The 22,089-nt window shown below is 71.6% G+C and carries 21 protein-coding genes; 11 read left to right on the top strand and 10 right to left on the bottom strand.

Going from position 1 to position 22,089, the window contains the following annotated elements; translation table 11 throughout:
- Positions 1–43: 43 nt before the first annotated feature.
- Positions 44–895 (top strand): hypothetical protein, encoded by an 852-nt coding sequence (locus AB0947_RS12370; RefSeq protein WP_366750284.1) that lies wholly within the window; start codon positions 44–46, stop codon positions 893–895.
- Between the two features lie 72 nt (positions 896–967).
- On the opposite strand, the gene AB0947_RS12365 is transcribed toward AB0947_RS12370, so the two are convergent.
- Positions 968–2,971 carry a hypothetical protein gene (locus AB0947_RS12365; RefSeq protein WP_366750283.1) on the bottom strand — a complete coding sequence of 668 codons (2,004 nt, stop codon included), beginning with the start codon at positions 2,969–2,971 and terminating at the stop codon, positions 968–970.
- 222 nt (positions 2,972–3,193) lie between these two features.
- Between AB0947_RS12365 and radA the strand changes: the two genes are divergently transcribed.
- On the top strand, positions 3,194–4,603 hold the full coding sequence (gene radA / locus AB0947_RS12360) for a DNA repair protein RadA (RefSeq protein ID WP_366750282.1): 1,410 nt from the start codon (positions 3,194–3,196) through the stop codon (positions 4,601–4,603).
- 80 nt (positions 4,604–4,683) lie between these two features.
- Positions 4,684–5,808 carry a DNA integrity scanning diadenylate cyclase DisA gene (disA, locus tag AB0947_RS12355; RefSeq protein WP_366750281.1) on the top strand — a complete coding sequence of 375 codons (1,125 nt, stop codon included), beginning with the start codon at positions 4,684–4,686 and terminating at the stop codon, positions 5,806–5,808.
- An 87-nt stretch (positions 5,809–5,895) separates the two neighbouring features.
- Here the strand turns inward: disA and AB0947_RS12350 are convergent, their stop codons facing one another.
- On the bottom strand, positions 5,896–6,729 hold the full coding sequence (locus AB0947_RS12350; protein WP_366750280.1) for a hypothetical protein: 834 nt from the start codon (positions 6,727–6,729) through the stop codon (positions 5,896–5,898).
- A gap of 181 nt (positions 6,730–6,910) precedes the next feature.
- On the opposite strand from AB0947_RS12350, the gene AB0947_RS12345 reads away from it, so the two are divergent.
- From AB0947_RS12345 to cseC, 5 genes are all read left to right on the top strand, one after another.
- The gene (locus AB0947_RS12345; protein WP_171154015.1) at positions 6,911–7,786 is read left to right on the top strand and encodes an A/G-specific adenine glycosylase; all 876 of its coding nucleotides are present in this window, start codon (positions 6,911–6,913) and stop codon (positions 7,784–7,786) included.
- 285 nt (positions 7,787–8,071) lie between these two features.
- Entirely contained in the window at positions 8,072–8,611 is a 540-nt protein-coding gene (locus tag AB0947_RS12340; RefSeq protein WP_366750279.1) for a SigE family RNA polymerase sigma factor, read from the top strand.
- A complete protein-coding gene (locus AB0947_RS12335) occupies positions 8,599–9,252 on the top strand; it encodes a hypothetical protein (RefSeq protein ID WP_366750278.1) in 654 nt (217 codons plus the stop codon). Before AB0947_RS12340 ends, AB0947_RS12335 begins: the two co-directional genes overlap by 13 nt.
- A gap of 62 nt (positions 9,253–9,314) precedes the next feature.
- Entirely contained in the window at positions 9,315–10,019 is a 705-nt protein-coding gene (gene cseB / locus AB0947_RS12330; RefSeq protein ID WP_366750277.1) for a two-component system response regulator CseB, read from the top strand.
- Between the two features lie 13 nt (positions 10,020–10,032).
- Positions 10,033–11,418: a two-component system sensor histidine kinase CseC gene (gene cseC, locus AB0947_RS12325; protein ID WP_366750276.1), complete on the top strand. Its 1,386-nt coding sequence runs from the start codon at positions 10,033–10,035 to the stop codon at positions 11,416–11,418.
- Between the two features lie 260 nt (positions 11,419–11,678).
- Here the strand turns inward: cseC and AB0947_RS12320 are convergent, their stop codons facing one another.
- Positions 11,679–13,277 (bottom strand): MDR family MFS transporter, encoded by a 1,599-nt coding sequence (locus AB0947_RS12320; RefSeq protein WP_366750275.1) that lies wholly within the window; start codon positions 13,275–13,277, stop codon positions 11,679–11,681.
- A 125-nt stretch (positions 13,278–13,402) separates the two neighbouring features.
- Here AB0947_RS12320 and AB0947_RS12315 point away from each other — a divergent pair, with 125 nt between their 5' ends.
- Entirely contained in the window at positions 13,403–14,002 is a 600-nt protein-coding gene (locus AB0947_RS12315; RefSeq protein WP_366750274.1) for a helix-turn-helix domain-containing protein, read from the top strand.
- Positions 14,003–14,015: 13 nt separating this feature from the next.
- On the opposite strand, the gene AB0947_RS12310 is transcribed toward AB0947_RS12315, so the two are convergent.
- Complete coding sequence (locus tag AB0947_RS12310) at positions 14,016–14,567, bottom strand: M23 family metallopeptidase (protein WP_366750272.1); 552 nt, start codon at positions 14,565–14,567, stop codon at positions 14,016–14,018.
- A gap of 455 nt (positions 14,568–15,022) precedes the next feature.
- Between AB0947_RS12310 and AB0947_RS12305 the strand changes: the two genes are divergently transcribed.
- Positions 15,023–15,646 carry an HAD family acid phosphatase gene (locus tag AB0947_RS12305; RefSeq protein WP_366750271.1) on the top strand — a complete coding sequence of 208 codons (624 nt, stop codon included), beginning with the start codon at positions 15,023–15,025 and terminating at the stop codon, positions 15,644–15,646.
- A gap of 121 nt (positions 15,647–15,767) precedes the next feature.
- Here AB0947_RS12305 and AB0947_RS12300 read toward each other — a convergent pair whose 3' ends face one another.
- Entirely contained in the window at positions 15,768–18,290 is a 2,523-nt protein-coding gene (locus tag AB0947_RS12300) for an ATP-dependent Clp protease ATP-binding subunit (protein ID WP_359272370.1), read from the bottom strand.
- A gap of 448 nt (positions 18,291–18,738) precedes the next feature.
- Between AB0947_RS12300 and AB0947_RS12295 the strand changes: the two genes are divergently transcribed.
- Positions 18,739–19,383: an SCO3374 family protein gene (locus AB0947_RS12295; RefSeq protein ID WP_366750269.1), complete on the top strand. Its 645-nt coding sequence runs from the start codon at positions 18,739–18,741 to the stop codon at positions 19,381–19,383.
- Here the strand turns inward: AB0947_RS12295 and AB0947_RS12290 are convergent.
- From AB0947_RS12290 to AB0947_RS12270, 5 genes are all read right to left on the bottom strand, one after another.
- The gene (locus AB0947_RS12290; RefSeq protein ID WP_103817333.1) at positions 19,362–19,697 is read right to left on the bottom strand and encodes an Lsr2 family protein; all 336 of its coding nucleotides are present in this window, start codon (positions 19,695–19,697) and stop codon (positions 19,362–19,364) included. The genes AB0947_RS12295 and AB0947_RS12290 overlap by 22 nt on opposite strands.
- Before the next feature lie 203 nt (positions 19,698–19,900).
- Complete coding sequence (locus tag AB0947_RS12285) at positions 19,901–20,434, bottom strand: amino-acid N-acetyltransferase (RefSeq protein WP_366750268.1); 534 nt, start codon at positions 20,432–20,434, stop codon at positions 19,901–19,903.
- Positions 20,435–20,443: 9 nt separating this feature from the next.
- Positions 20,444–20,902 (bottom strand): BlaI/MecI/CopY family transcriptional regulator, encoded by a 459-nt coding sequence (locus AB0947_RS12280; protein WP_366750267.1) that lies wholly within the window; start codon positions 20,900–20,902, stop codon positions 20,444–20,446.
- A gap of 178 nt (positions 20,903–21,080) precedes the next feature.
- The gene (locus tag AB0947_RS12275) at positions 21,081–21,260 is read right to left on the bottom strand and encodes a hypothetical protein (protein WP_366750266.1); all 180 of its coding nucleotides are present in this window, start codon (positions 21,258–21,260) and stop codon (positions 21,081–21,083) included.
- Positions 21,261–21,320: 60 nt separating this feature from the next.
- Entirely contained in the window at positions 21,321–22,001 is a 681-nt protein-coding gene (locus AB0947_RS12270) for a hypothetical protein (protein ID WP_366750313.1), read from the bottom strand.
- Positions 22,002–22,089: the final 88 nt, after the last annotated feature.

The raw sequence follows: 22,089 nt of genomic DNA, 5'->3' as shown, positions 1-22,089 counted from the left end.
TCCTCGGTCCCCGATGCGGCACCCGGCCACTTACCCTGGACGGGTGCCAAAGACGAAAAAGGCAAAGGTCGACAAAGCCGACAAGCATGACAAGGCGGACAAAGGACGTAAGGCCGCCAGAACCACCACGGAGGCGCTGATGGGCGACGAGAAGGGGCTCGACTTCGCCCGCGCCTGGGTGGAGTTTCCTGATCCGGCGGACGACGAGCAGGTCTTCCGCTGCGATCTGACCTGGCTGACCTCTCGCTGGAACTGCATCTTCGGCAGTGGCTGCCAGGGCATTCAGGCGGGCCGCGCGGACGACGGGTGCTGCTCGCTGGGGGCGCACTTCTCCGACGAGGACGACGAGAAGCGGGTCGCCGGGCACGTGGCGCGGCTCACGCCGGAGCTCTGGCAGCACCACGACGAGGGCACGCGCAACGGGTGGGTCTCCGAGGACGAGGAGGGGTCCCGGCAGACGCGGCCGTTCCAGGGGTCGTGCATCTTCCAGAACCGGCCCGGGTTCGCGGGCGGGGCCGGCTGCTCGCTGCACATCCTGGCGCTGAAGGAGGGCCGGGAGCCGCTGGAGACCAAGCCGGACGTGTGCTGGCAGCTGCCGATCCGGCGGACGTACGAGTGGATCGACCGGCCGGACGACACGCGGGTGCTCCAGGTGTCCATCGGGGAGTACGACCGCCGGGGCTGGGGGCCGGGCGGGCACGACCTGCACTGGTGGTGCACCTCGGCGACGTCGGCGCACGGCGCGGGTGAGCCGGTGTACGTGTCCTACCGGGCCGAGCTGACGGAGCTCATGGGCAAGGCGGGGTACGACCGTCTGGTCGAGCTGTGCGAGGCGCGGCTGGCGTCGCGGTTGCCCCTGGTGGCGCCCCACCCGGCCGACCCGGGAGCCTCGTGACGGCCTTCTCCGCCCGCTCACCCGGCTTTCCCGGCTTTCCCGGCTGACAGATCCCGTCCTCCCGGTCGGCGCCTAACTGTCCGCCGGGGTCGGGGTGCCGGTGTCGGTCGGCGTGGGAGTCGGCGTCGGGGAGTCGGAGGGGGGCGGGGTCGTCGGGGTCGGCGTCGGGTCCGTGGGCGGCGGGGACTGCGTGGCGGGCGGTTCGGTGGGCGGTGTGCTCGGCGGGGGTGACGGCGGTGTCGGTGAGGCGTGGGGCGGGGCCGGGCGGCTCGGCGCCGTGCCGTAGCCGTCGATCGAGACGACCGCGCCCGCCGGTGCCACCGCCACCTGCGCGTGCCAGTGGCCGGACGGCTCGCGCAGGTGGTCGACGTACACCTTGACCGTCAACGTCCGGCCGGGCTCCAAGGTTCCGGAGGACTGGCTGAAGTAGAGCCAGCCGGCCGGCGTGGACACCGACCAGCGGACCTCGGACGCGCCGGACGCCGTGAGGGTGATCAGGGTCGTGTCGCCGTCGTTGGCGGCGCTCACCTCCAGCTGTCCCGCGCCCTTGGCGCCCGTGCCGCCGACGCTGACGACCTCCACCGAGACGTCCGCCTTGCCGTCCTTGCCCATGCGGACGCCCGGCTTCACGCTGGCGTTCCCCGCGTTCTCGTAGCCGCCGGACGTGTCGCCGCCGAGTGCCCCGGGGCCCTGCGCCTCCCGCGCGGTCGCCGGGCGCCCGTCGTCCTCCCCGGCCGGCCCGCCCCGGTAGGCGGCCCAGAGGGCGAGGACCGGCGCCGCGACCACGGTGGCCACGACCGTCGTCGTGACCGCCCGCGCGCGGATGCGGTCGCGGCGGGCCGCGCGGTCCTTGGGGTCCATCGGGAAGCCGCGCCGGTCGAAGCGGGGCACGGCCGCGCCCCTCGTGCGCGGGTGGGGTGCCAGGGCCGCGCGCGGGGCTTCCAGGACGGGCAGCTCGGCGGGGGTGACCGTGGCGCCGGGCCAGTGGCCGGGGACCGCGCGCTCGGCGGTGCGGCGGCAGCGCGGACAGTCGTCGACGTGCCGGACCAGCTCGCGGCGCACCGCCGCGCTGAGGACCAGCCGGTTGTCACCGGTGAGGTGGGCCACGCTGGGGCAGCCGCCCGTCTCGACCACCGCGAGGGCCGCGCGCGTGCGCTCGACCTCGCAGGCGGCGGACGCGAGCAGTTCCCGGGCGGCGGCGGGCTCCATGCCGAGGACGGCGGCGACCTCGTGGGTGGCGAGGTGGTGACGGACGGCGAGTTCCAGGGCCTCGCGCTGCTCGGGCGTGGTCCCGGCGGCCTCCGGCCAGGCCAGCAAGGCGAGTTCACGCCGCCGCCGCTCCTGGACCTCCGGGGGGAGCGCGGCCGGCGTGGAGGGTTCCCCGGCGGCGGGCTCCTTACCGGCGGACCCGGGAGGCCGGGCACTCCCGTCGGCCCAGGAGGGCCACTGAGCGGCGGCGCGGGGTCCGGCGAACGCGGGATCTCCCGCTGGTCCGGGAGATCCCGCGGGCCCGGGAGATCCGGGGGACCTGTGCGATCCCAGGGGCGGTTCCGGAGACCCGGACGGCCCCCCTGTCCCTGTGAACCCGGCCGGCGCGGCAGACCGGCCCGGCCCGGCGGTCCGCTCGGCCCCGGGCGGCCCGCCTGTCCCCTTTCCGGCGCCGCCCGGCCCGCCGCGCCCCGCCGCGTGCGTGGCCTGACGTTTCTGCTTGGCCTCGGCGAGCTTGCGGAGGCAGGCCCAGCGGGCGAGGGCGTACAGCCAGGCCCTGCGGTCGCCGGGCGCACCGGGGGCCCGGTGGCCGCGCCGTTCGGCCAGGGCGAGGACGTCGCCGAGGGCGGCGGTGGCCGTGTCGTGGTCGCACAGGACGGACAGGCAGTAGGTGAACAGGCCGTCCAGGTACGGCTCGTAGCGCGCGGGCGTGCGCTGGGCGACGTTGCGCGCGGCGGCGCGGTCGCGCGCCTCCTTCTCCTCACGGTTCTCGCGCGCTTCGCGTCGTGCGTCACGGGCCTCACGTGCCCCGCGATGCGCCCGGTGCGCGCCTGTCGTGCGGGTGGTCGTCTCCGGACTGCTGCTCATCACCCGTGCGACCGTAGGCGGCTGCGGAGTGCCCCTTCTGGCACCTTGAGCACTTTTAATCCGTACGGGTGAAACGATCCCTCATAAGGGGACAGGAACCCTTTATTCCGCGGCTGGATCCCTGTGGGCGGTGGCCGAGAACGGTTCACCCACATGTGCCCCCCGCTCCCGCGCACCCGACCGCCGGGCCCGTTGTCAGTGCTCCGGGCTACGGTTCTCCGCATGGCTGCCCGTACCAAGACAACCAAGGACCGCCCGTCCTACCGCTGCACCGAGTGCGGCTGGCAGACGGCCAAGTGGCTCGGCCGCTGCCCGGAGTGCCAGGCCTGGGGCACGGTCGAGGAGTACGGCGCGCCCGCGGTCCGCACCACGGCCCCGGGCCGGGTGACCAGCTCGGCGCTGCCCATCGGCCAGGTCGACGGCCGGCAGGCCACCGCCCGGACGACGGGTGTGCCGGAGCTGGACCGGGTGCTCGGCGGCGGCCTGGTGCCCGGCGCGGTCGTCCTGCTCGCGGGCGAGCCCGGCGTCGGCAAGTCCACCCTGCTGCTGGACGTGGCCGCCAAGGCGGCCGGCCCCGAGCACCGCACCCTCTATGTGACCGGCGAGGAGTCGGCGAGCCAGGTGCGGCTGCGCGCCGACCGCATCGGTGCGCTCCACGACCACCTCTATCTGGCCGCCGAGACCGACCTGTCCGCCGTCCTCGGCCACCTGGACGAGGTCAAGCCGTCCCTGCTGATCCTCGACTCGGTGCAGACGGTGGCCTCCCCGGAGATCGAGGGCGCGCCCGGCGGCATGGCCCAGGTCCGCGAGGTGGCGGGCGCGCTGATCCGGGCGTCCAAGGAGCGGGGCATGTCCACGCTGCTCGTGGGCCACGTCACGAAGGACGGCGCCATCGCCGGGCCCCGCCTGCTGGAGCACCTGGTGGACGTCGTCCTGCACTTCGAGGGCGACCGGCACGCGCGCCTGCGCCTGGTGCGGGGCGTGAAGAACCGGTACGGGGCGACGGACGAGGTGGGCTGCTTCGAGCTGCACGACGAGGGCATCACGGGTCTCGCCGACCCCAGCGGCCTGTTCCTGACCCGCCGGGCCGAGCCGGTCCCGGGCACCTGCCTGACCGTCACGCTGGAGGGCCGTCGTCCGCTGGTGGCCGAGGTGCAGGCGCTGACCGTCGACTCCCAGATCCCCTCCCCGCGCCGTACGACGTCCGGGCTGGAGACCTCCCGGGTGTCGATGATGCTGGCCGTCCTGGAGCAGCGCGGCCGGATCAGCGCGCTCGGCAAGCGGGACATCTACTCGGCGACGGTCGGCGGCGTGAAGCTGTCGGAGCCCGCCGCCGACCTAGCCATCGCGCTCGCCCTCGCCTCGGCCGCCAGCGACACCCCCCTGCCGAAGAACCTGGTGGCGATCGGCGAGGTCGGGCTCGCGGGCGAGGTCAGACGGGTCACGGGCGTGCAGCGCAGGCTCGCCGAGGCGCACCGGCTGGGCTTCACGCACGCGCTCGTACCGGGCGATCCGGGCAAGGTGCCGGCCGGCATGAAGGTCCTGGAAGTCGCCGACATGGGCGACGCGCTCCGGGTCCTGCCGCGCTCCCGTCGCCGAGAGGCCCCACGGGAGGCGGAGGAGCGCCGGTAGACTTTGCCCAGGTCTCGCCCGTCCGTACGAACCGAGTGCGGGTGCGGGAGCGCGTCAGAACCTGCGACCGGAGGAGTGCAGTGGCAGCCAACGACCGGGCAGCAGCTCCCGGCAAGTCCGGTGGGAGTGCCGGTTCCGATGGCCTGATGCGCGCCTCGCTGAGTGCCGTGGCACCCGGTACGGCCCTGCGTGACGGGCTGGAGCGCGTCCTGCGCGGCAACACCGGCGGGCTCATCGTCCTCGGCTCGGACAAGACGGTCGAGGCGATGTGCACGGGCGGTTTCGTGCTGGACGTCGAGTTCACCGCGACCCGGCTGCGGGAGCTGTGCAAGCTGGACGGCGGCATCGTGCTGTCGTCGGACCTGTCCAAGATCCTCCGGGCGGGCGTGCAGTTCGTGCCGGACGCGACGATCCCGACGGAGGAGACGGGCACGCGGCACCGCACGGCGGACCGGGTGTCCAAGCAGGTCGGCTTCCCGGTGGTCTCGGTCTCCCAGTCGATGCGGCTGATCGCCCTGTACGTGGACGGTCAGCGGCGCGTCCTGGAGGACTCGGCGGCGATCCTGTCCCGCGCGAACCAGGCGCTGGCGACCCTGGAGCGGTACAAGCTCCGGCTGGACGAGGTCGCGGGCACGCTGTCGGCGCTGGAGATCGAGGACCTGGTCACGGTCCGGGACGTGTCGGCGGTCGCGCAGCGGCTGGAGATGGTCCGCCGCATCGCCACCGAGATCGCCGAGTACGTGGTCGAGCTGGGCACGGACGGCCGTCTCCTCGCCCTCCAGCTGGAGGAGCTGATCGCCGGTGTCGAGCCCGACCGCTCGCTCGTCGTCCGCGACTACGTGCCCGAGCCCACGGCCAAGCGGTCGCGCACGGTCGACGAGGCGCTGGCCGAGCTGGACGCGCTGACCCACTCCGAGCTGCTCGAACTCGGCACGGTGGCGCGGGCGCTGGGCTACACGGGGTCCCCCGAGACGCTCGACTCGGCGGTGTCCCCGCGCGGGTTCCGGCTGCTGGCCAAGGTGCCGCGGCTGCCGGGGGCCATCATCGACCGGCTGGTGGAGCATTTCGGGGGCCTGCAGAAGCTGCTCGCCGCGAGCGTCGACGACCTGCAGACCGTGGACGGGGTCGGCGAGGCCCGCGCGCGGAGCGTGCGGGAGGGGCTGTCGCGCCTGGCGGAGTCGTCGATCCTGGAGCGCTACGTCTGAGGTCCGGCCGGGCGCCTGAGGGCTCGCAGCCGGAGGGCGTACGGCGACTGCGGGTGCGTGGGGGTGTTCGCGCGGTCCGCGCGCTCCTCAGTCAGCCGACAGTACGAACGACGCCTGGGTCTTGCCGAATCCTGGGGTCTTGGCCTCCAGCAGGTACGTGCCCGGCTTCGCCGCGCCCCCGGAGGGCGTCGCGCAGTGGGCCGCGCTCGGTTTGCGGTCCCACTTCACGGTGTAGGTGATGCTCTGGCCGGCGGGCACCCGGAACACCAGGCTGCCCGCGCCCGCGGGGCAGTCGGCCGACGACCAGAGCGCGTCGTCGCCGTCCGCGGGCGTGACCGTCAACACCGCGTTCTTCGGGCCGAGATCCACCTTGCAGTCGGCAGACGAGCCGTTCTTCGCGGTCAGTTCGAACGTCGGCGTCTGGTCCGGGGAGTAGGAGTTGCGCAGGCTGCGCAGGCTCAACGACACCGCTTTGGACGTGCAGTCGGGCAGCGTGGAGGACGCCGGGAGCGTGTCGCCCGCGCCGACACCGCCGCCACCGGACGCCGTACCGGAACCCGAGCCGCCACCGGAGCCCGAGGAGCCGCCGGCCGGGCCGCCGGCCCCTCCGGAGGCGGAACCCGAACCAGAACCCGAACCCGAACCGGAGCCGCTGCCGCCGGAGTTGCCGCCGCCCGACTCGTCGCGCCCGCCCGGGTGCTGACTGATGGCGGGACCGGACGAGCTCGGTCCGGGCGTGATGGTGTGCGTGGGATTCTTGCCGTTGGACCCGTCGGCGTTCTTCTTGCCGCCTCCGCCGCCGGCGGTGACGATCCATATGATCACCAGCGCCAACAGGGCGACCACGGACAGCAGTACGGCCCTCCGACGCCAGTAGATGGTGGAGGGAAGCGGCCCGACCGGATTGCGCAGAGATCCCACGGCGCAAACTGTACGAGAGATCGCCGCGCTTGCTCGCGTCACCCGCCGCGCCGACGTCAACTTTTCCGGATCATCATCCCGGTAACTGCCGCGAACGGCACGGCCCTTCCCGTTCCGCCACGCTCGGTGAGCGGGAGGTCACCCATCGGGCCCGCCAACCCGTGGCAGGATCGGAAGGGCCATGACTGAGAAGCTGCACGCCCCCGTGATCGCCTGGTTCGACATCCACGCCCGCGACCTTCCCTGGCGCCGCCCGGAGGCGGGCCCGTGGGGCGTGATGGTCAGCGAGTTCATGCTCCAGCAGACCCCGGTGAACCGGGTGCTGCCCGTCTACGAGGAGTGGCTGGCCCGCTGGCCGCGCCCCGCCGACCTGGCGAAGGAGGCGCCCGGCGAGGCGGTGCGCGCCTGGGGCCGGCTCGGCTATCCGCGCCGCGCGCTGCGCCTGCACGGTGCCGCGGTCGCCATAACGGAGCGGCACGGCGGTGACGTACCGACGGATCACGCGCAGCTGCTCGCGCTGCCCGGCATCGGCGAGTACACGGCCGCCGCGGTGGCCTCGTTCGCGTACGGGCAGCGGCACGCGGTGCTGGACACCAATGTGCGCCGGGTGCTCGCGCGGGCGGTGACCGGGGTGCAGTACCCGCCGAACGCCACCACGGCCGCCGAGCGGCGCCTGGCGCGGGAGCTGCTGCCGCAGGACGAGCGGACCGCCGCGCGGTGGGCCGCCGCCTCCATGGAGCTGGGCGCGCTGGTGTGCACGGCGAAGAACGAGGGGTGCGCGCGGTGCCCCATCGCCGCGCAGTGCGCCTGGCGGCTCGCGGGCAAGCCGGAGCACGCGGGTCCGCCGCGCCGCGGACAGACGTACGCCGGCACGGACCGGCAGGTGCGGGGCAAGCTGCTGGCCGTGCTGCGGGAGGCGCACGCGCCGGTGCCGCAGGCGGTGCTGGACCGGGTGTGGCACGAGCCGGTGCAGCGGGCGCGCGCGCTCGACGGGCTGGTCGCCGACGGTCTGGTGGAGCCCCTTCCGGGCGGCCTCTACCGGCTGCCGCTCGGCTGACGCACGGCTGACCCACGGCCAAGTCACAGCCGCCCGGCGTCCGTTACGGAGAAACCGATCGGACAAATCACCCCATACAGGGATAAGTCCCCTGTTGGCGCTACCCAGTTCGTCCGTCCGTTACACAACCGACGGATAGCTGATTGCCAGCCGCAGGCTGGTCCGCACAGCCCCGTGACAACCACTCCGTAGCTTCTACTGCGTGCCCGGCGGACCACCGGGCGCGGGGAGAGCGGGACTTCGGGCAAGGGCCGGAAGCACAACGGGGAACGGAGGCGGTTGATCATGGCGCAGGGCGAGGTGCTCGAATTCGAGGAGTACGTCCGCAGCCGGCAGGACGCGCTGCTGCGCAGCGCCCGCCGGCTGGTCCCGGACCCGGTCGACGCCCAGGACCTGCTGCAGACGGCGCTGGTGCGGACGTACGGCCGCTGGGACGGCATCGCCGACAAGCGCCTCGCCGACGCCTATCTGCGCCGCGTCATGATCAACACGCGGACCGAGTGGTGGCGGGCGCGCAAGCTGGAGGAGGTGCCGACCGAGCAGCTGCCGGACGCCTCCGTCGAGGACTCCACCGAGCAGCACGCCGACCGGGCCCTGCTGATGGACGTCATGAAGGTGCTCGCACCGAAGCAGCGCAGTGTCGTGGTGCTGCGACACTGGGAGCAGATGTCCACTGAGGAGACGGCCGCTGCCCTCGGCATGTCGGCCGGTACGGTCAAGAGCACGCTGCACCGGGCGCTCGCCCGGCTCCGTGAGGAGCTGGAGGCCCGCGATCTGGACGCACGCGCTCTGGAGCGTGAGGAGCGGGAGCGTTGCGCGGCCTGACCGGGGCCGGGCCCGACCGGGCCCGAGGCAGTACACAGGCGGTGATCGCGGTGGGGGCCGCGCTCGCCGCCCCCGCCCTTTTCCTCGCCGCGTGCGGCAGCGGGGGCACGGGCGCACGGGACGAGGGCCCGGCACACGCCTCGGCGATGGCGGGGGCCGTCGCCTCCCCCTCCCCCAGCCCGTCCGAGCACTACCGGCGGGTGGACCCCGTGGCGCTGGTCAAGAGCGATCCCGAGGTGTCGCCGGCGGTCAAGCGCGAACTGAAACCGTGCAACGGTGATGAGTACCCGGTCGACGTCTCCTACGGCAATCTGACCGGGGCCCCGGTGGACGACGTCGTGGTCAACGTGCTGACCTGCGCCGACGCCGTCGGCATCGGCTCGTACGTGTACCGGGACGCCGGCGGCTCGTTCCGGAGCGTCTTCAAGAGCGAGGAGTCCCCGGTCTACGCGGAGATCGACCAGGGCGTCCTGTCGGTGACCAGGCAGTACTACGAGAAGGGCGACCCGATCTCCAGCCCGTCCGGTGAGATCGTGACCCCGTACACCTGGAAGGCGGGACGGTTCGCCCAGGGCAAGCCCACGCGCAACGAGTACAGCAAGTCGGCCGGCGGGGGCCCGACACCCGTGCCGGACAGCTGACCGCCCCGCACCCTCGCACACCCGACCGCCGCACCTACCCCACGAAGACTGAGAGCACCGGGATGGCAGACCAGACCCACGTCCTGTTCGTCGAGGACGACGACGTCATCCGCGAGGCCACCCAGCTCGCCCTGGAGCGGGACGGCTTCGCGGTCACCGCGATGCCCGACGGCCTGTCGGGCCTGGAGGCGTTCCGGGCGAACCGCCCCGACATCGCGCTGCTGGACGTCATGGTGCCGGGCCTGGACGGCGTCAGCCTGTGCCGCCGGATCCGGGACGAGTCGACCGTGCCGGTGATCATGCTGTCGGCGCGCGCCGACTCCATCGACGTCGTCCTGGGGCTGGAGGCGGGCGCCGACGACTACGTGACCAAGCCCTTCGACGGTGCCGTGCTGGTCGCCCGGATCCGCGCGGTGCTGCGCCGCTTCGGGCACGCCGGCGGGTCCGCGCAGGCGGAGGAGGCCGTGTCGGCGGACGGCGGCGGCACGCTCGCCTTCGGCGACCTGGAGATCGATACCGACGGTATGGAGGTGCGCCGGGCCGGGCAGCCGGTGGCGCTGACACCGACCGAGATGCGGCTGCTGCTGGAGTTCTCCGCCGCCCCGGGCACCGTGCTCTCCCGCGACAAGCTGCTGGAGCGGGTGTGGGACTACGGCTGGGGCGGCGACACCCGGGTCGTGGACGTGCATGTGCAGCGGCTGCGGCAGAAGATCGGCCAGGACCGGATCGAGACGGTCCGCGGCTTCGGCTACAAACTGAAGGCCTGAGCGGAGCGGCGGTATGCGGGGGATTCTTCGGCATCCGGTCCGGCGCATGGAGCGCGCGGGCCTGCGCACCGGGCTCCGGTGGAAGGTCAGCGCGGCCATCGCGCTGGTGGCCGGGCTGGTGGCGATCGTCCTCAGTCTGGTCGTGCACAACGCGGCCCGCGTCTCGATGCTGGACAACGCGCGCGAGCTGGCCAACGACCGGGTCCTGATGGCCCAGCGCAACTACGAGCTGAACCGGGGGCCGGTCTTCCCCTACGTCAAGGTCGACGACCCCGGGCTGCCGGCCGCGCTGCGCGAGAGGGTCGAGCGGGGCCGCCGGGCGAGCGACGTCTCCGAGCACCACGGGGTGGCGGACGTCTGGGCGGCCGTACCCGTGAAGGACGGACATGTGCTCTCCCTGCACAGCCATCTGCCCGACCGCAGCACCGACATGCTGCAGGACCTGGACCAGGCCCTGGTCATCGGCTCGGTCGCGGTCGTGCTCGGCGGCAGCGCGCTGGGCGTGCTGATCGGCGGGCAGCTGTCCCGCCGGCTGCGCAAGGCGGCGGCCGCCGCGAACCAGGCCGCGGCCGGTGAGACCGACGTACGGGTGCAGGAGGCCATCGGCGGGGTCGTACGGGACGAGACCGACGAACTCGCGCGCGCGGTGGACGCCATGGCGGACGCGCTGCGGCAGCGCCTGGAGGCCGAGCGGCGGGTCACCGCCGACATCGCGCACGAGCTGCGCACCCCGGTGACGGGTCTGCTGACGGCGGCCGAACTGCTGCCGCCCGGCCGGCCCACGGAGCTGGTCCTGGACCGGGCCAAGGCCATGCGCACCCTGGTCGAGGACGTCCTGGAGGTGGCCCGGCTGGACGGGGCGTCGGAGCGGGCGGAGTTGCAGGACATCATGCTCGGCGAGTTCGTCGCGCGCCGGGTGGCGGCCAAGGATCCGGACATCGCCGTACGGGTGGTGCACGAGTCGGAGGTCACCACCGACCCGCGGCGGCTGGAGCGGGTGCTGTTCAACCTGCTCGCCAACGCCGCCCGGCACGGCCGGCCACCGATCGAGGTCACCGTGGAGGGACGGGTCATCCGCGTCCGCGACCACGGCCCCGGCTTCCCGGACGAGCTGCTCGCCGAGGGGCCGAGCCGGTTCCGCACCGGCAGCAAGGACCGCGCCGGGCAGGGCCACGGCCTCGGCCTGACCATCGCGGCGGGCCAGGCGCGGGTGCTGGGCGCCCGGCTGACGTTCCGCAACGTACGGCCCGTGGGGGCGCCCGCCGGTGTTCCCGCGGAGGGTGCGGTGGCCGTGCTGTGGCTGCCGGAGCACGCCCCGACCAACACGGGCAGCTATCCGCTCCTCCCCGCGTCCGGCGGCACGTCGCTGCCGTCCCACCGCGCGCCCCGGGACGCGTGAGGAGGCACCGCGCACCGGGGCCCGATCCGGGTCCCGCCCCCAGCCTCACCGCTCACCGGGGCCTGGTCCGGGCCCTGCCACCCAGGCCCACCGCTCACCGGGAAGCCCGAGCCGGAACCCGCCACCCAGGCCCGGCACCGCGCCGGTACCGTCCAGGCTCAGCGCCGCCCCCGCCTCAGCCCCGTCCCGGACAGGTGCCTGGGACGGCCGAAGGCCCCGGCGCTGCGGACGCGCGCCGGGGCCTTCGGGCTATGGCTGGTTCAGACGGCCTCGACCACGGTCACCGGCGCCGCGTCGGCACCCTCCGTGGCGGCCTTGGGACCGCCCTTGAGCGGCACCTCCTTGACGAACAGCGCCGCGATCAGCACCAGCACCGAGATGCAGGCACCGAGCAGGAACGCCGAGTGCGTGCCGGAGGACACCGCGTGCTGGTACGCCTCGCGGGCCGCCGCCGGGAGCTTCGCCAGGCTCTTCGCGTCCAGCTGCGCCGACTGTTCGGTCATCTTGGCCCCCGCCGTGCCGGCCCGCTCGGCCATGACGTCCTGGACCCGGTGGTTGAACAGAGCGCCCATGATGGCCACGCCGAAGGAGGAGCCGAGCGTACGGAACAGGGTGGTGGAGGAGGACGCCACGCCCATGTCCCTCATCTGGACGCTGTTCTGCGCTACCAGCATGGTGATCTGCATCAGGCAGCCCATGCCCGCGCCGACCACGGCCATGTAGAGACCGGAGGTCAGGCGGGTCGTCCCGGTGTCCATCAGGGACAGCAGGTACAGGCCGACGGTCATCAGGACGCCGCCGACGATCGGGAAGATCTTGTACCGGCCGCTGTTGGTGGTGACCCGCCCGGCGATCATCGAGGTCACGAGCATCGCGCCGAGCATCGGCAGGAGCAGCAGTCCGGAGTTGGTGGCGGAGGCGCCCTGCACGGCCTGCTGGTAGAGCGGCAGGAACAGGGTGGCGCCGAACATCACGAAGCCGGTGATGAAGCCGATGACCGACATCAGGGTGAAGTTGCGGCTCTTGAAGATGTGCAGCGGCACGACCGGTTCGGCGGCCTTGGTCTGCCAGAACACGAACCCGACCAGCGCGGCCACGCCGATGCCGGTCAGCTCCATGATCCGCGCGGAGGTCCAGGCGTACTCGGTGCCGCCCCAGGTGGTGACCAGCACGATGGAGGTGATGCCGACGGTGAGCAGCAGCACGCCCAGGTAGTCGATGCCGGCCTTGGAGCGCTTCTTCGGCAGGTGCAGCACGGCGGTGACGAGCGCGAGGGCGACCGCGCCGAGCGGCAGGTTGATGTAGAAGGCCCAGCGCCAGCCCCAGTTGTCGGTGATGGTGCCGCCGACGAGCGGGCCGCCGATCATCGCCAGCGCCATCACGCCGGCCATCATGCCCTGGTACTTGCCGCGCTCCCGCGGCGGGATCAGGTCGCCGATGATCGCCATGACGCCGACCATCAGACCGCCGGCGCCCAGGCCCTGTACGGCACGGAACCCGATCAGCTGGCCCATGTCCTGGGCCATGCCGCTCAGCGCCGAGCCGAGCAGGAAGATCACGATCGAGCTGAGGAAGGCGCCCTTGCGCCCGTACATGTCGCCGATCTTGCCCCAGATGGGGGTGGAGGCCGCAGTGGCCAGGGTGTAGCCGGTGACGACCCAGGAGAGGTGTTCCAGGCCGCCCAGCTCGCCCACGATCGTGGGCATCGCCGTACCGACGATCATGTTGTCCAGCATCGCGAGCATCATCGCGATCATCAGTGCGAGCAGCACCACCCGCACACTCCGGGGCTGTTTGCCCTCGGCAGCACTCTGGGGCTGTCCGCCCTCAGCTATGACACTTTCGACCGTGTCCGCCATCGTCTTTCCATTCCCCCTGCGGCAGCTACTTACTTGCCGCCCGGCTAGTTACTACACTGCGGAAGGTAGACCCGCTACTAGCCGGTCGTCAAGTAAGTTTTCGCGGGAGCGCGAGGAGTACGAGGATGGGCCTCACCATGGACGGCACCAAGCACCAGCGCCGCGGCAACACCCGCCAGCGCATCCAGGACGTGGCGCTCGAACTCTTCGCGGAGCAGGGCTACGAGAAGACCTCCCTGCGGGAGATCGCCGAGCGCCTCGACGTCACGAAGGCGGCCCTGTACTACCACTTCAAGACGAAGGAAGAGATCATCGTCAGCCTCTTCGCGGACCTGACGAAGCCGATCGAGGACCTGATCGAGTGGGGCGGGCGGCAGCCGCACACCCTGGAGACCAAGCAGGAGATCGTCCGCCGCTACAGCGAGGCGCTGGCCGGTGCGGAACCGCTGTTCCGCTTCATGCAGGAGAACCAGGCGACGGTCCGGGAACTGCGCATCGGCGACACCTTCAAGGACCGGATGCGCGGCCTGCGGGACATCCTCATCGACCCGGAGGCGGAGCTGGTCGACCAGATCCGCTCGGTCAGCGCGATGTTCACGCTGCACGCCGGGATGTTCGTGCTGCAGGACCTCGAAGGCGACTCCGAGAAGAAGCGCGAGGCTGTTCTCGAAGTCGCCATGGACCTCGTGGCGCAGGCGCACGAGCACGCCCGCGAGAAGGGCTAGGCCCCGTCGTAGGTCAGACCTTCACGCCCTGGGCGCGCAGGAACGGGACCGGGTCGATGCCGGAGCCGTAGTTCGGGGTCGTGCGGATCTCGAAGTGCAGGTGCGGACCCGTGGAGTTGCCGGTGGAGCCGGAGAGCGCGATGTGCTGGCCGGTCGCGACGACCTGGCCGATCCGGACGTCGACGCGGGACAGGTGCGCGTACTGCGAGTAGGTGCCGTTGCCGTGCTTGATGACGATGGCGTTGCCGTACGCCGGGCCGTCGCCGGCGCCGTTGGGGCCGGCCTTGACGACGGTGCCGCCGTGCGCGGCGACGACCTCGGTGCCGGTCGGCACGGCGAAGTCCTGGCCGCTGTGCTTGTGCGCCCAGTGGCTGCCGGCCTGCGCGAAGCCCGCCGAGAGCGCGTACTTCTTGACCGGGTCGACCCAGGAGCCGGCGGACGCGGTGGCGGCGCTCGCGACCCCGGTGCCCAGCACGGCCGCGGCGCCGAGTCCGGCAGCCAGGACGGTCACACGGGAACGGAGCGAGGACGTACGGGAGGAGCGGGACGTGAAGCGCTGGAACATCTGGACCTCGTGAACTCGGAGACACTTCCGCCACCCGGCGTACGGACGTCCATGGAGACGTTTCACCGGAGCGGCTGTTCCTTGGTAACCGAGCACCCCATCAAGCCCAAAACACCCCAAGTACGGCATCACGTAGTAGAGGCCGCCAATACCACTTGCTTTCTTGACAGCCGCCCCCTCTCGCGCGCAGGGCCCTGACGACGCACTTCTCAGGCGTGACTCCGCCGAATAAAGCTCTCCCTTTTGTCCGTTTTGCCCGTACGATGCATCCCACTATGCCGTCTAGTACCGGACATTTCGCCTGTGCCGCATATCACCGGCACCCCTTGTCGGGAAATGCAGAAATGTGACGCAGGCCTCTAGGCGCCTACCCTCCAGTAACCCTACGGTTCCCCTCGCGCCACCCTCGCCTCAGATCATGCCCCTGACATTCAGACGCGAGAGGACCCCCACCGATGACCAGACGCCCCTGGGCGCGCCGCATCTGCGTGACCACCGTCTCCGTGGCCGCCCTGGCCTCGCTGGCCGCCCCGGCGGCGACGGCCGCCCCCGCCGGGGCCGCGGCCACGAGCACCTCCTCCGCCAAGGTCGACCACGCCGCCTGGCAGAAGGACTGCCAGGCGGTCATGGACCAGGCCCTCCCGTACCTGAAGGACCGCATCGCCGCCGCCAGGCCCGGCGAGAAGCAGGCGATCGTCTTCGACATCGACAACACCACGCTGGAGACCGACTTCGGCTTCAGCTACCCCCAGCCGGCCAACCGCCCCGTCCTGGACGTCGCCCGCTACGCCCAGGAGCACGGCGTCTCGCTCTTCTTCGTCACCGCCCGCCCCGGCGTCCTGTACTGGCCCACCGAGTACAACCTCGAGCACGACGGCTACGACGTCTCCGGTCTCCGTGTCCGCGGCCTGGCCGACCTCTTCAAGGACGTCGCCGCCTACAAGACCGCCCAGCGCGCCGGCATCGAGAACGACGGCTACACGATCATCGCGAACATCGGCAACAGCGCCACGGACCTGTCCGGCGGTCACGCCGAGAAGACCTTCAAGCTGCCGGACTACGACGGACAGCTGTCGTAGGACCGGACGCGCCCGGCACGGACCGCGTCCTGGGCACGCGACCGCGCCCGGGAACGCCGAAGGGGCCGGTGCCCGAAGGCACCGGCCCCTTGAGTCCGGCTGGACCGCCGGAGGCTGACGCTTACTCCTTGCTCAGGTTGGGCCCTGCCCCACCCGCGGCCTGCTCGATCGGCGGGACGTCCGGCAGTGCCGACTTCTCCTCACCCCGGAAGGTGAAGGTGACGGCGTCGCCCTCGCCCTCGGTGTCCACGACCACGATGTGACCGGGGCGCAGCTCACCGAAGAGGATCTTCTCCGAAAGCGTGTCCTCGATCTCGCGCTGGATCGTGCGGCGCAGCGGCCGGGCGCCCAGCACCGGGTCGTAACCCTTCTTGGACAGCAGTTCCTTGGCGGACTGGGACAGCTCGATGCCCATGTCCCGGTCCTTCAGGCGCTCGTCCACCTTGCTGATCATCAGGTCGACGATCCGCAGGATGTCCTCCTGCGTCAGCTGCGGGAAGACGACCACGTCGTCGACGCGGTTGAGGAACTCGGGGCGGAAGTGCTGCTTGAGCTCGTCCGACACCTTGTTCTTCATGCGCTCGTAGTTGGTCTTCGTGTCGCCCGCGGCGGCGAAGCCGAGGTTGAAGCCCTTGGAGATGTCCCGGGTGCCGAGGTTGGTCGTCATGATGATGACCGTGTTCTTGAAGTCCACGACCCGGCCCTGGGAGTCGGTCAGACGACCGTCCTCCAGGATCTGCAGCAGCGAGTTGAAGATGTCCGGGTGGGCCTTCTCGACCTCGTCGAAGAGGACGACCGAGAACGGCTTGCGGCGGACCTTCTCCGTCAGCTGGCCGCCCTCCTCGTAGCCCACGTATCCGGGGGGCGAACCGAAGAGACGCGACACCGTGTGCTTCTCGCTGAACTCCGACATGTCGAGGGAGATCAGCGCGTCCTCGTCGCCGAAGAGGAACTCGGCGAGCGCCTTGGACAGCTCGGTCTTACCCACACCGGACGGGCCGGCGAAGATGAACGAACCACCGGGACGCTTCGGGTCCTTCAGGCCCGCACGCGTACGACGGATCGCCTTCGACAGCGCCTTGACGGCGTCGTTCTGGCCGATGACCCGCTTGTGCAGCTCCTCCTCCATGCGGAGCAGGCGGCTGGACTCCTCCTCGGTCAGCTTGAAGACCGGGATGCCGGTGGCCGTGGCGAGGACCTCGGCGATCAGCTCGCCGTCGACCTCGGCGACGACGTCCATGTCGCCGGCCTTCCACTCCTTCTCCCGCTTCGCCTTGGCGGCCAGGAGCTGCTTCTCCTTGTCGCGCAGGGACGCGGCCTTCTCGAAGTCCTGCGAGTCGATCGCGGACTCCTTGTCCCGGCGGACGGCGGCGATCTTCTCGTCGAACTCGCGCAGGTCCGGCGGAGCGGTCATCCGGCGGATGCGCATCCGGGAACCGGCCTCGTCGATCAGGTCGATCGCCTTGTCCGGCAGGAAGCGGTCCGAGATGTAGCGGTCGGCCAGGGTGGCCGCCTGGACCAGGGCCTCGTCCGTGATGGAGACGCGGTGGTGCGCCTCGTACCGGTCGCGCAGCCCCTTGAGGATCTCGATCGTGTGCGGCAGGGACGGCTCGGCGACCTGGATGGGCTGGAAGCGGCGCTCCAGGGCCGCGTCCTTCTCCAGGTGCTTGCGGTACTCGTCCAGCGTGGTCGCACCGATGGTCTGCAGCTCACCGCGGGCCAGCATCGGCTTCAGGATCGAGGCCGCGTCGATGGCGCCCTCGGCGGCACCCGCACCGACCAGCGTGTGCAGCTCGTCGATGAACAGGATGATGTCGCCGCGGGTGCGGATCTCCTTGAGCACCTTCTTCAGGCGCTCCTCGAAGTCACCGCGGTAGCGGGAGCCGGCGACCAGGGCGCCGAGGTCCAGCGTGTAGAGGTGCTTGTCCTTGAGGGTCTCGGGCACCTCGCCCTTGACGATGGCCTGGGCGAGGCCCTCGACGACGGCGGTCTTGCCGACGCCGGGCTCACCGATCAGCACCGGGTTGTTCTTCGTACGGCGGGACAGCACCTGCATGACCCGCTCGATCTCCTTCTCGCGCCCGATGACCGGGTCGAGCTTGGACTCACGAGCGGCCTGGGTGAGGTTCCGGCCGAACTGGTCCAGGACGAGAGAGGTCGAGGGGGTGCCCTCGGCCGGGCCGCCCGCGGCGGCGGTCTCCTTGCCCTGGTAACCGGAGAGCAGCTGGATGACCTGCTGCCGCACCCGGTTGAGGTCTGCGCCCAGCTTGACCAGGACCTGGGCGGCGACGCCCTCGCCCTCGCGGATCAGGCCGAGCAGGATGTGCTCCGTGCCGATGTAGTTGTGGCCCAGCTGAAGGGCCTCGCGGAGCGACAGCTCCAGGACCTTCTTGGCACGGGGGGTGAAGGGGATGTGACCGGACGGGGCCTGCTGGCCCTGGCCGATGATCTCCTCCACCTGCTGGCGGACCGCCTCAAGCGAAATGCCGAGGCTCTCCAGGGCCTTAGCGGCGACACCTTCGCCCTCGTGGATGAGACCCAGGAGGATGTGCTCGGTGCCGATGTAGTTGTGGTTGAGCATCCGGGCTTCTTCCTGAGCCAGGACGACAACCCGCCGCGCGCGGTCGGTGAACCTCTCGAACATCGTTAATCGCTCCTCAGAGCGGTCAGGCAGTGGGGGGAACTTCCCCTCCCTGTCCTTCCGCAGCTTAGTCCCGCAAGCGGGGACCGCTCATTCCAACTGCCGACACCGTGGATGGCCTCCTGACCCGTGACGCCGACATCTGCTCCAACCCGATGGTGCGAGACGATGTTCCCGCAGGCCAGGCAGTTACCCCAGTCGCCAGTACGCCGATGGCGAACGTGAGACGGCCTTTCCTGCGTGTCGCCCCCTCCCACTAGGCATGTCTTACCCGCAGGGACTGACACTCCATGCGGCGCGCACCGGTTCCCTCCGCTATGGGCGAACAACCTTGCGCCTCCCCGCACCCCCACGCGCCCCTACTTCCGGCACTGTGCGCAGTCGACAAGGCACCCAGCGTAACCCGAAAGGGGGTCCGGCTGTTGCTCCTTGCATGGTTGGCTCGGTCCGCATGACCTCCACGGTCCCCCTTCCCCGCCGGCCCGTCGATCCGGAGGCCCGGACCCGGCACTGGTACGAGAACGATCTGGGGTGGCCGACCGTGCCCGGACGGCCGCTGCGGCTGCGCACGGGGGTGCGGTTCGACGTGCTGGACGTACCGGCCGAGGCGGGCGCGAAGGCGCTCCGGCATCTCGCGCCGGACTCCCCGGTGGCCCTGTGGGGCGACCGGATGCGGCTGCTGGTGGCCGCGGGCAGCGCGGAGGAGCTGCCCGGTCTGCTGGCCTGGCTGGAGTGGGGCGCGGTGGCCCTGGACCTACGCGTCCTCGGGGCGGGCGAGACGATGGAGGCCCCGCCGCCGCCCGCGGGGTCCGCCGTCGCGGGGCCCGGGTCCGTACGGGCCGGGGCCGCGCCCCGGCGGTCCGAGCAGGGGGCCGCCGTGTGGATGCGGCCCCCCGGTCCGGGACGCGAGGCCGGGGCCTCGCTGCCCGCCATGCCGGCCGTGCCGGCGTCGCCCCCCGCGGGGCGCGAGGGGAGCGCCCCCGATCTCGTGCGACTGGTGGACACGGTGGCAGCGGAGTGCCACCGGGTCCGGCTGCGGCGCGCGTGCGCCGGGCACCCCGCCGACCGGCGGGATCAGCCGTTGGCCTTCTCGTAGGCTTCGCGGATGGACGCGGGAACCCGGCCGCGGTCGTTGACCTCGTAACCGTTCTCCTTCGCCCAGGCGCGGATCGCCGCGGTGTCCTGGTTGCCGCCGGTGGCGGCACGCGCCTTTCCACGCCCGCCGGAGGAACGGCCGCCGGTACGGCGCCCGCCCTTCACATAGGGGTCGAGAAGGGTGCGCAGCTTGTCCGCATTGGCAGTCGTGAGATCGATCTCGTACGTCTTGCCGTCCAGCGCGAACGTCACGGTCTCGTCCGCCTCGCCGCCGTCGAGGTCGTCGACAAGAAGGACCTGAACCTTCTGTGCCACCGTATTTCCTTTCATCGATAACGTTGAGGGCCAGGGCTGTGCGGCGTCCGCCGTTTCGCCGCCCCTGTTATATGCAGTACTGCAGTACGTCGGAAAGCAAACCGCTTTTGCCGGAAAAACACAAACCCTCGGGAGTGACTCAGTGGACCGCCCCCGCCCGGAAACATGCGCGTTTCGGACATAGGCCACCGGGGCAATGACGATCACAGATGCAGAAGCATCCGGCTGTTGCCCAAGGTGTTCGGCTTCACTCGTTCGAGACCGAGGAACTCGGCGACGCCCTCGTCATAGGAACGCAACAGCTCCGCGTACACATCCGTGTCGACCGGTGTCTCCCCGATCTCCACGAAGCCGTGCTTCCCGAAGAAGTCGACTTCGAAGGTCAGGCAGAAAACGCGTCGAACGCCGAGCCAGCGCGCGGTCTGGAGCAACTTCTCCAGAACCTGATGACCGACGCCGGCGCCCTTGAGGCCGGGCTTCACCGCCAGTGTGCGGACTTCCGCGAGGTCCTCCCACATGACGTGCAGCGCTCCGCAGCCGACCACCTCGGCGTTGTCGTCGCGTTCGGCGACCCAGAACTCCTGGATGTCCTCGTAAAGCGTGACCGTGGCTTTGTCGAGCAGGATGCGGTCGCGGACGTAGGCGTCGAGGAGGCGGCGCACGGCGGGGACATCGCTGGTCCGGGCCCGGCGGATGCTGATGGCTTTTGCGGGGACTTCGGGACGCTCTGTCGACATGAGCGGACGCTATCGCCCGCCGGAGCCCTCCGGCGCGCCGGGGTTCTCCTCTCGGCGGGCTTCGGCGGGTTCCTGTTGGCGGGCTTCGGGGGCTTCCCGGGTTTCTTCCGGTCCCTGGACGATGCGTACGGCGTCCCTGAGGGCCTGGCGCTGTTCCTCGCTCATCATGCCGAAGAAGGCGACGAGCGCGGCGGCCGGGTTGTCGCTCTGCGACCAGGCGTCGTTCATGAGGGCGGCGGCGTACGCGGCCCGTGTCGACACGGCCTCATATCGATAGGCCCGCCCTTCGGCCTCGCGACGCACCCAGCCCTTCTGATGGAGATTGTCCAAAACGGTCATCACGGTGGTATACGCGATGGAGCGTTCCCGCTGGAGGTCTTCCAGGACTTCTCGAACGGTCACCGGGCGGTTCCACTTCCACACCCGCGTCATGACCGCGTCTTCGAGTTCTCCCAAGGGGCGAGGCACAACTCAGAACAATAGTGGGAGATCCCGGCAATGGCGTGCCAGACGTGCACTAGAGCTGCAGACGCGAACAAAAAGGGCGTACGACTCGTGGGGCGCCGGGGCGCGGGGAGTCGTACGCCGGGGGACGGCCGGGGTGCTGTGACCTGTGGTGATGCGGTGTGCTCCGCCGTGGGCCCGGTCAGGCGTCGCCGGCGGCGGAGGCCTGGCGGGCGCTCTCCGCGCGGGCGAGAGCGGCGTCGACGGCCGCGTCCTCCTTGGCCTTGGCGGCCCCGCCCTGCGTCTTCACGATCACCCTGACCACACCGATGAAGAACACGGCCATGACGACCGGGGGCACGAGCGCGGAGATGTAGTCCATGGCTCCAGGGTAGCCACGCCGGAACGCCGAAAAGGGGCAGGGGCGCCCCTCGGGGCCTTTCTAACCCGCGGCCAGCCGGCACGGCGCGGACTGTGCCGGGGGCGCCGGCTTGCGGGGCGGGAAGACCTCCCCGGGTGTCGGGATGGGCCGCTTGGGGGCCGCCGGTTCCGGAGCCGGCCGGTCCGAGGGGCCGGGCGACGGCTTCCGCCCGGGCTCCTGCGCGGGCTCCTGAGGGGGCTCCTGAGGGGGCCTGGAGGGCCCGTCGGCCTCCCCCGCGCCCCGCGGGGCCCCGGACTCCCCTGCGCCGCCCGCAAGCGCCAGCAGACGCGTCCTGGCCGGCGGCACGGCGGGCGCGGGCACCTTCCGCCCGCCCTGCGCGAACCGTGCCCGCACGTCCTGCTCGGCCAGCTCCCGGCAGCGGTCCAGCAACGCCGCCGCCGCGGGGTTCCCGCGCAGCGCCCGGAGCGCGGCCAGGTCGTCCGGCGTCGGCCGGCACCCGGCGCCGAGCACCTCCTCCAGGAGGGTGAGGTAGCCGGCGGCGGTACCAGGCAGGGCGGCCCGGTAGCGGCCCAGGTCGGCCACCAGGAAGGCGCGCAGCCTGGCCCCCTCGCACATCGCCTCGTCGAGCGTCTCGGCGAGCCGGAGGCAGTCCTGCACGTCCTCGGCGGAGGCGTGGCCGGGGTGGAGGGCGAGAGCGAGGGCGCGGCGGAGCACACGCAGCTCCTCCGCGCCGAACGCCATGCCGCCGCGGGATCCGTATGGCGTGGGCATGCGGCGACGCTACCCACTAATCGGACAAAAGTGACGATTCCGCATCTCTTTTCCCCCG

It is taken from the genome of Streptomyces sp. NPDC047841 (assembly GCF_040704085.1).
GTDB classification, from domain to species: Bacteria; Actinomycetota; Actinomycetes; order Streptomycetales; family Streptomycetaceae; genus Streptomyces; species Streptomyces argyrophylli.
Note: the sequence above shows the minus strand (reverse complement) of the source record. Positions and strands in the feature narration are given on the sequence as shown.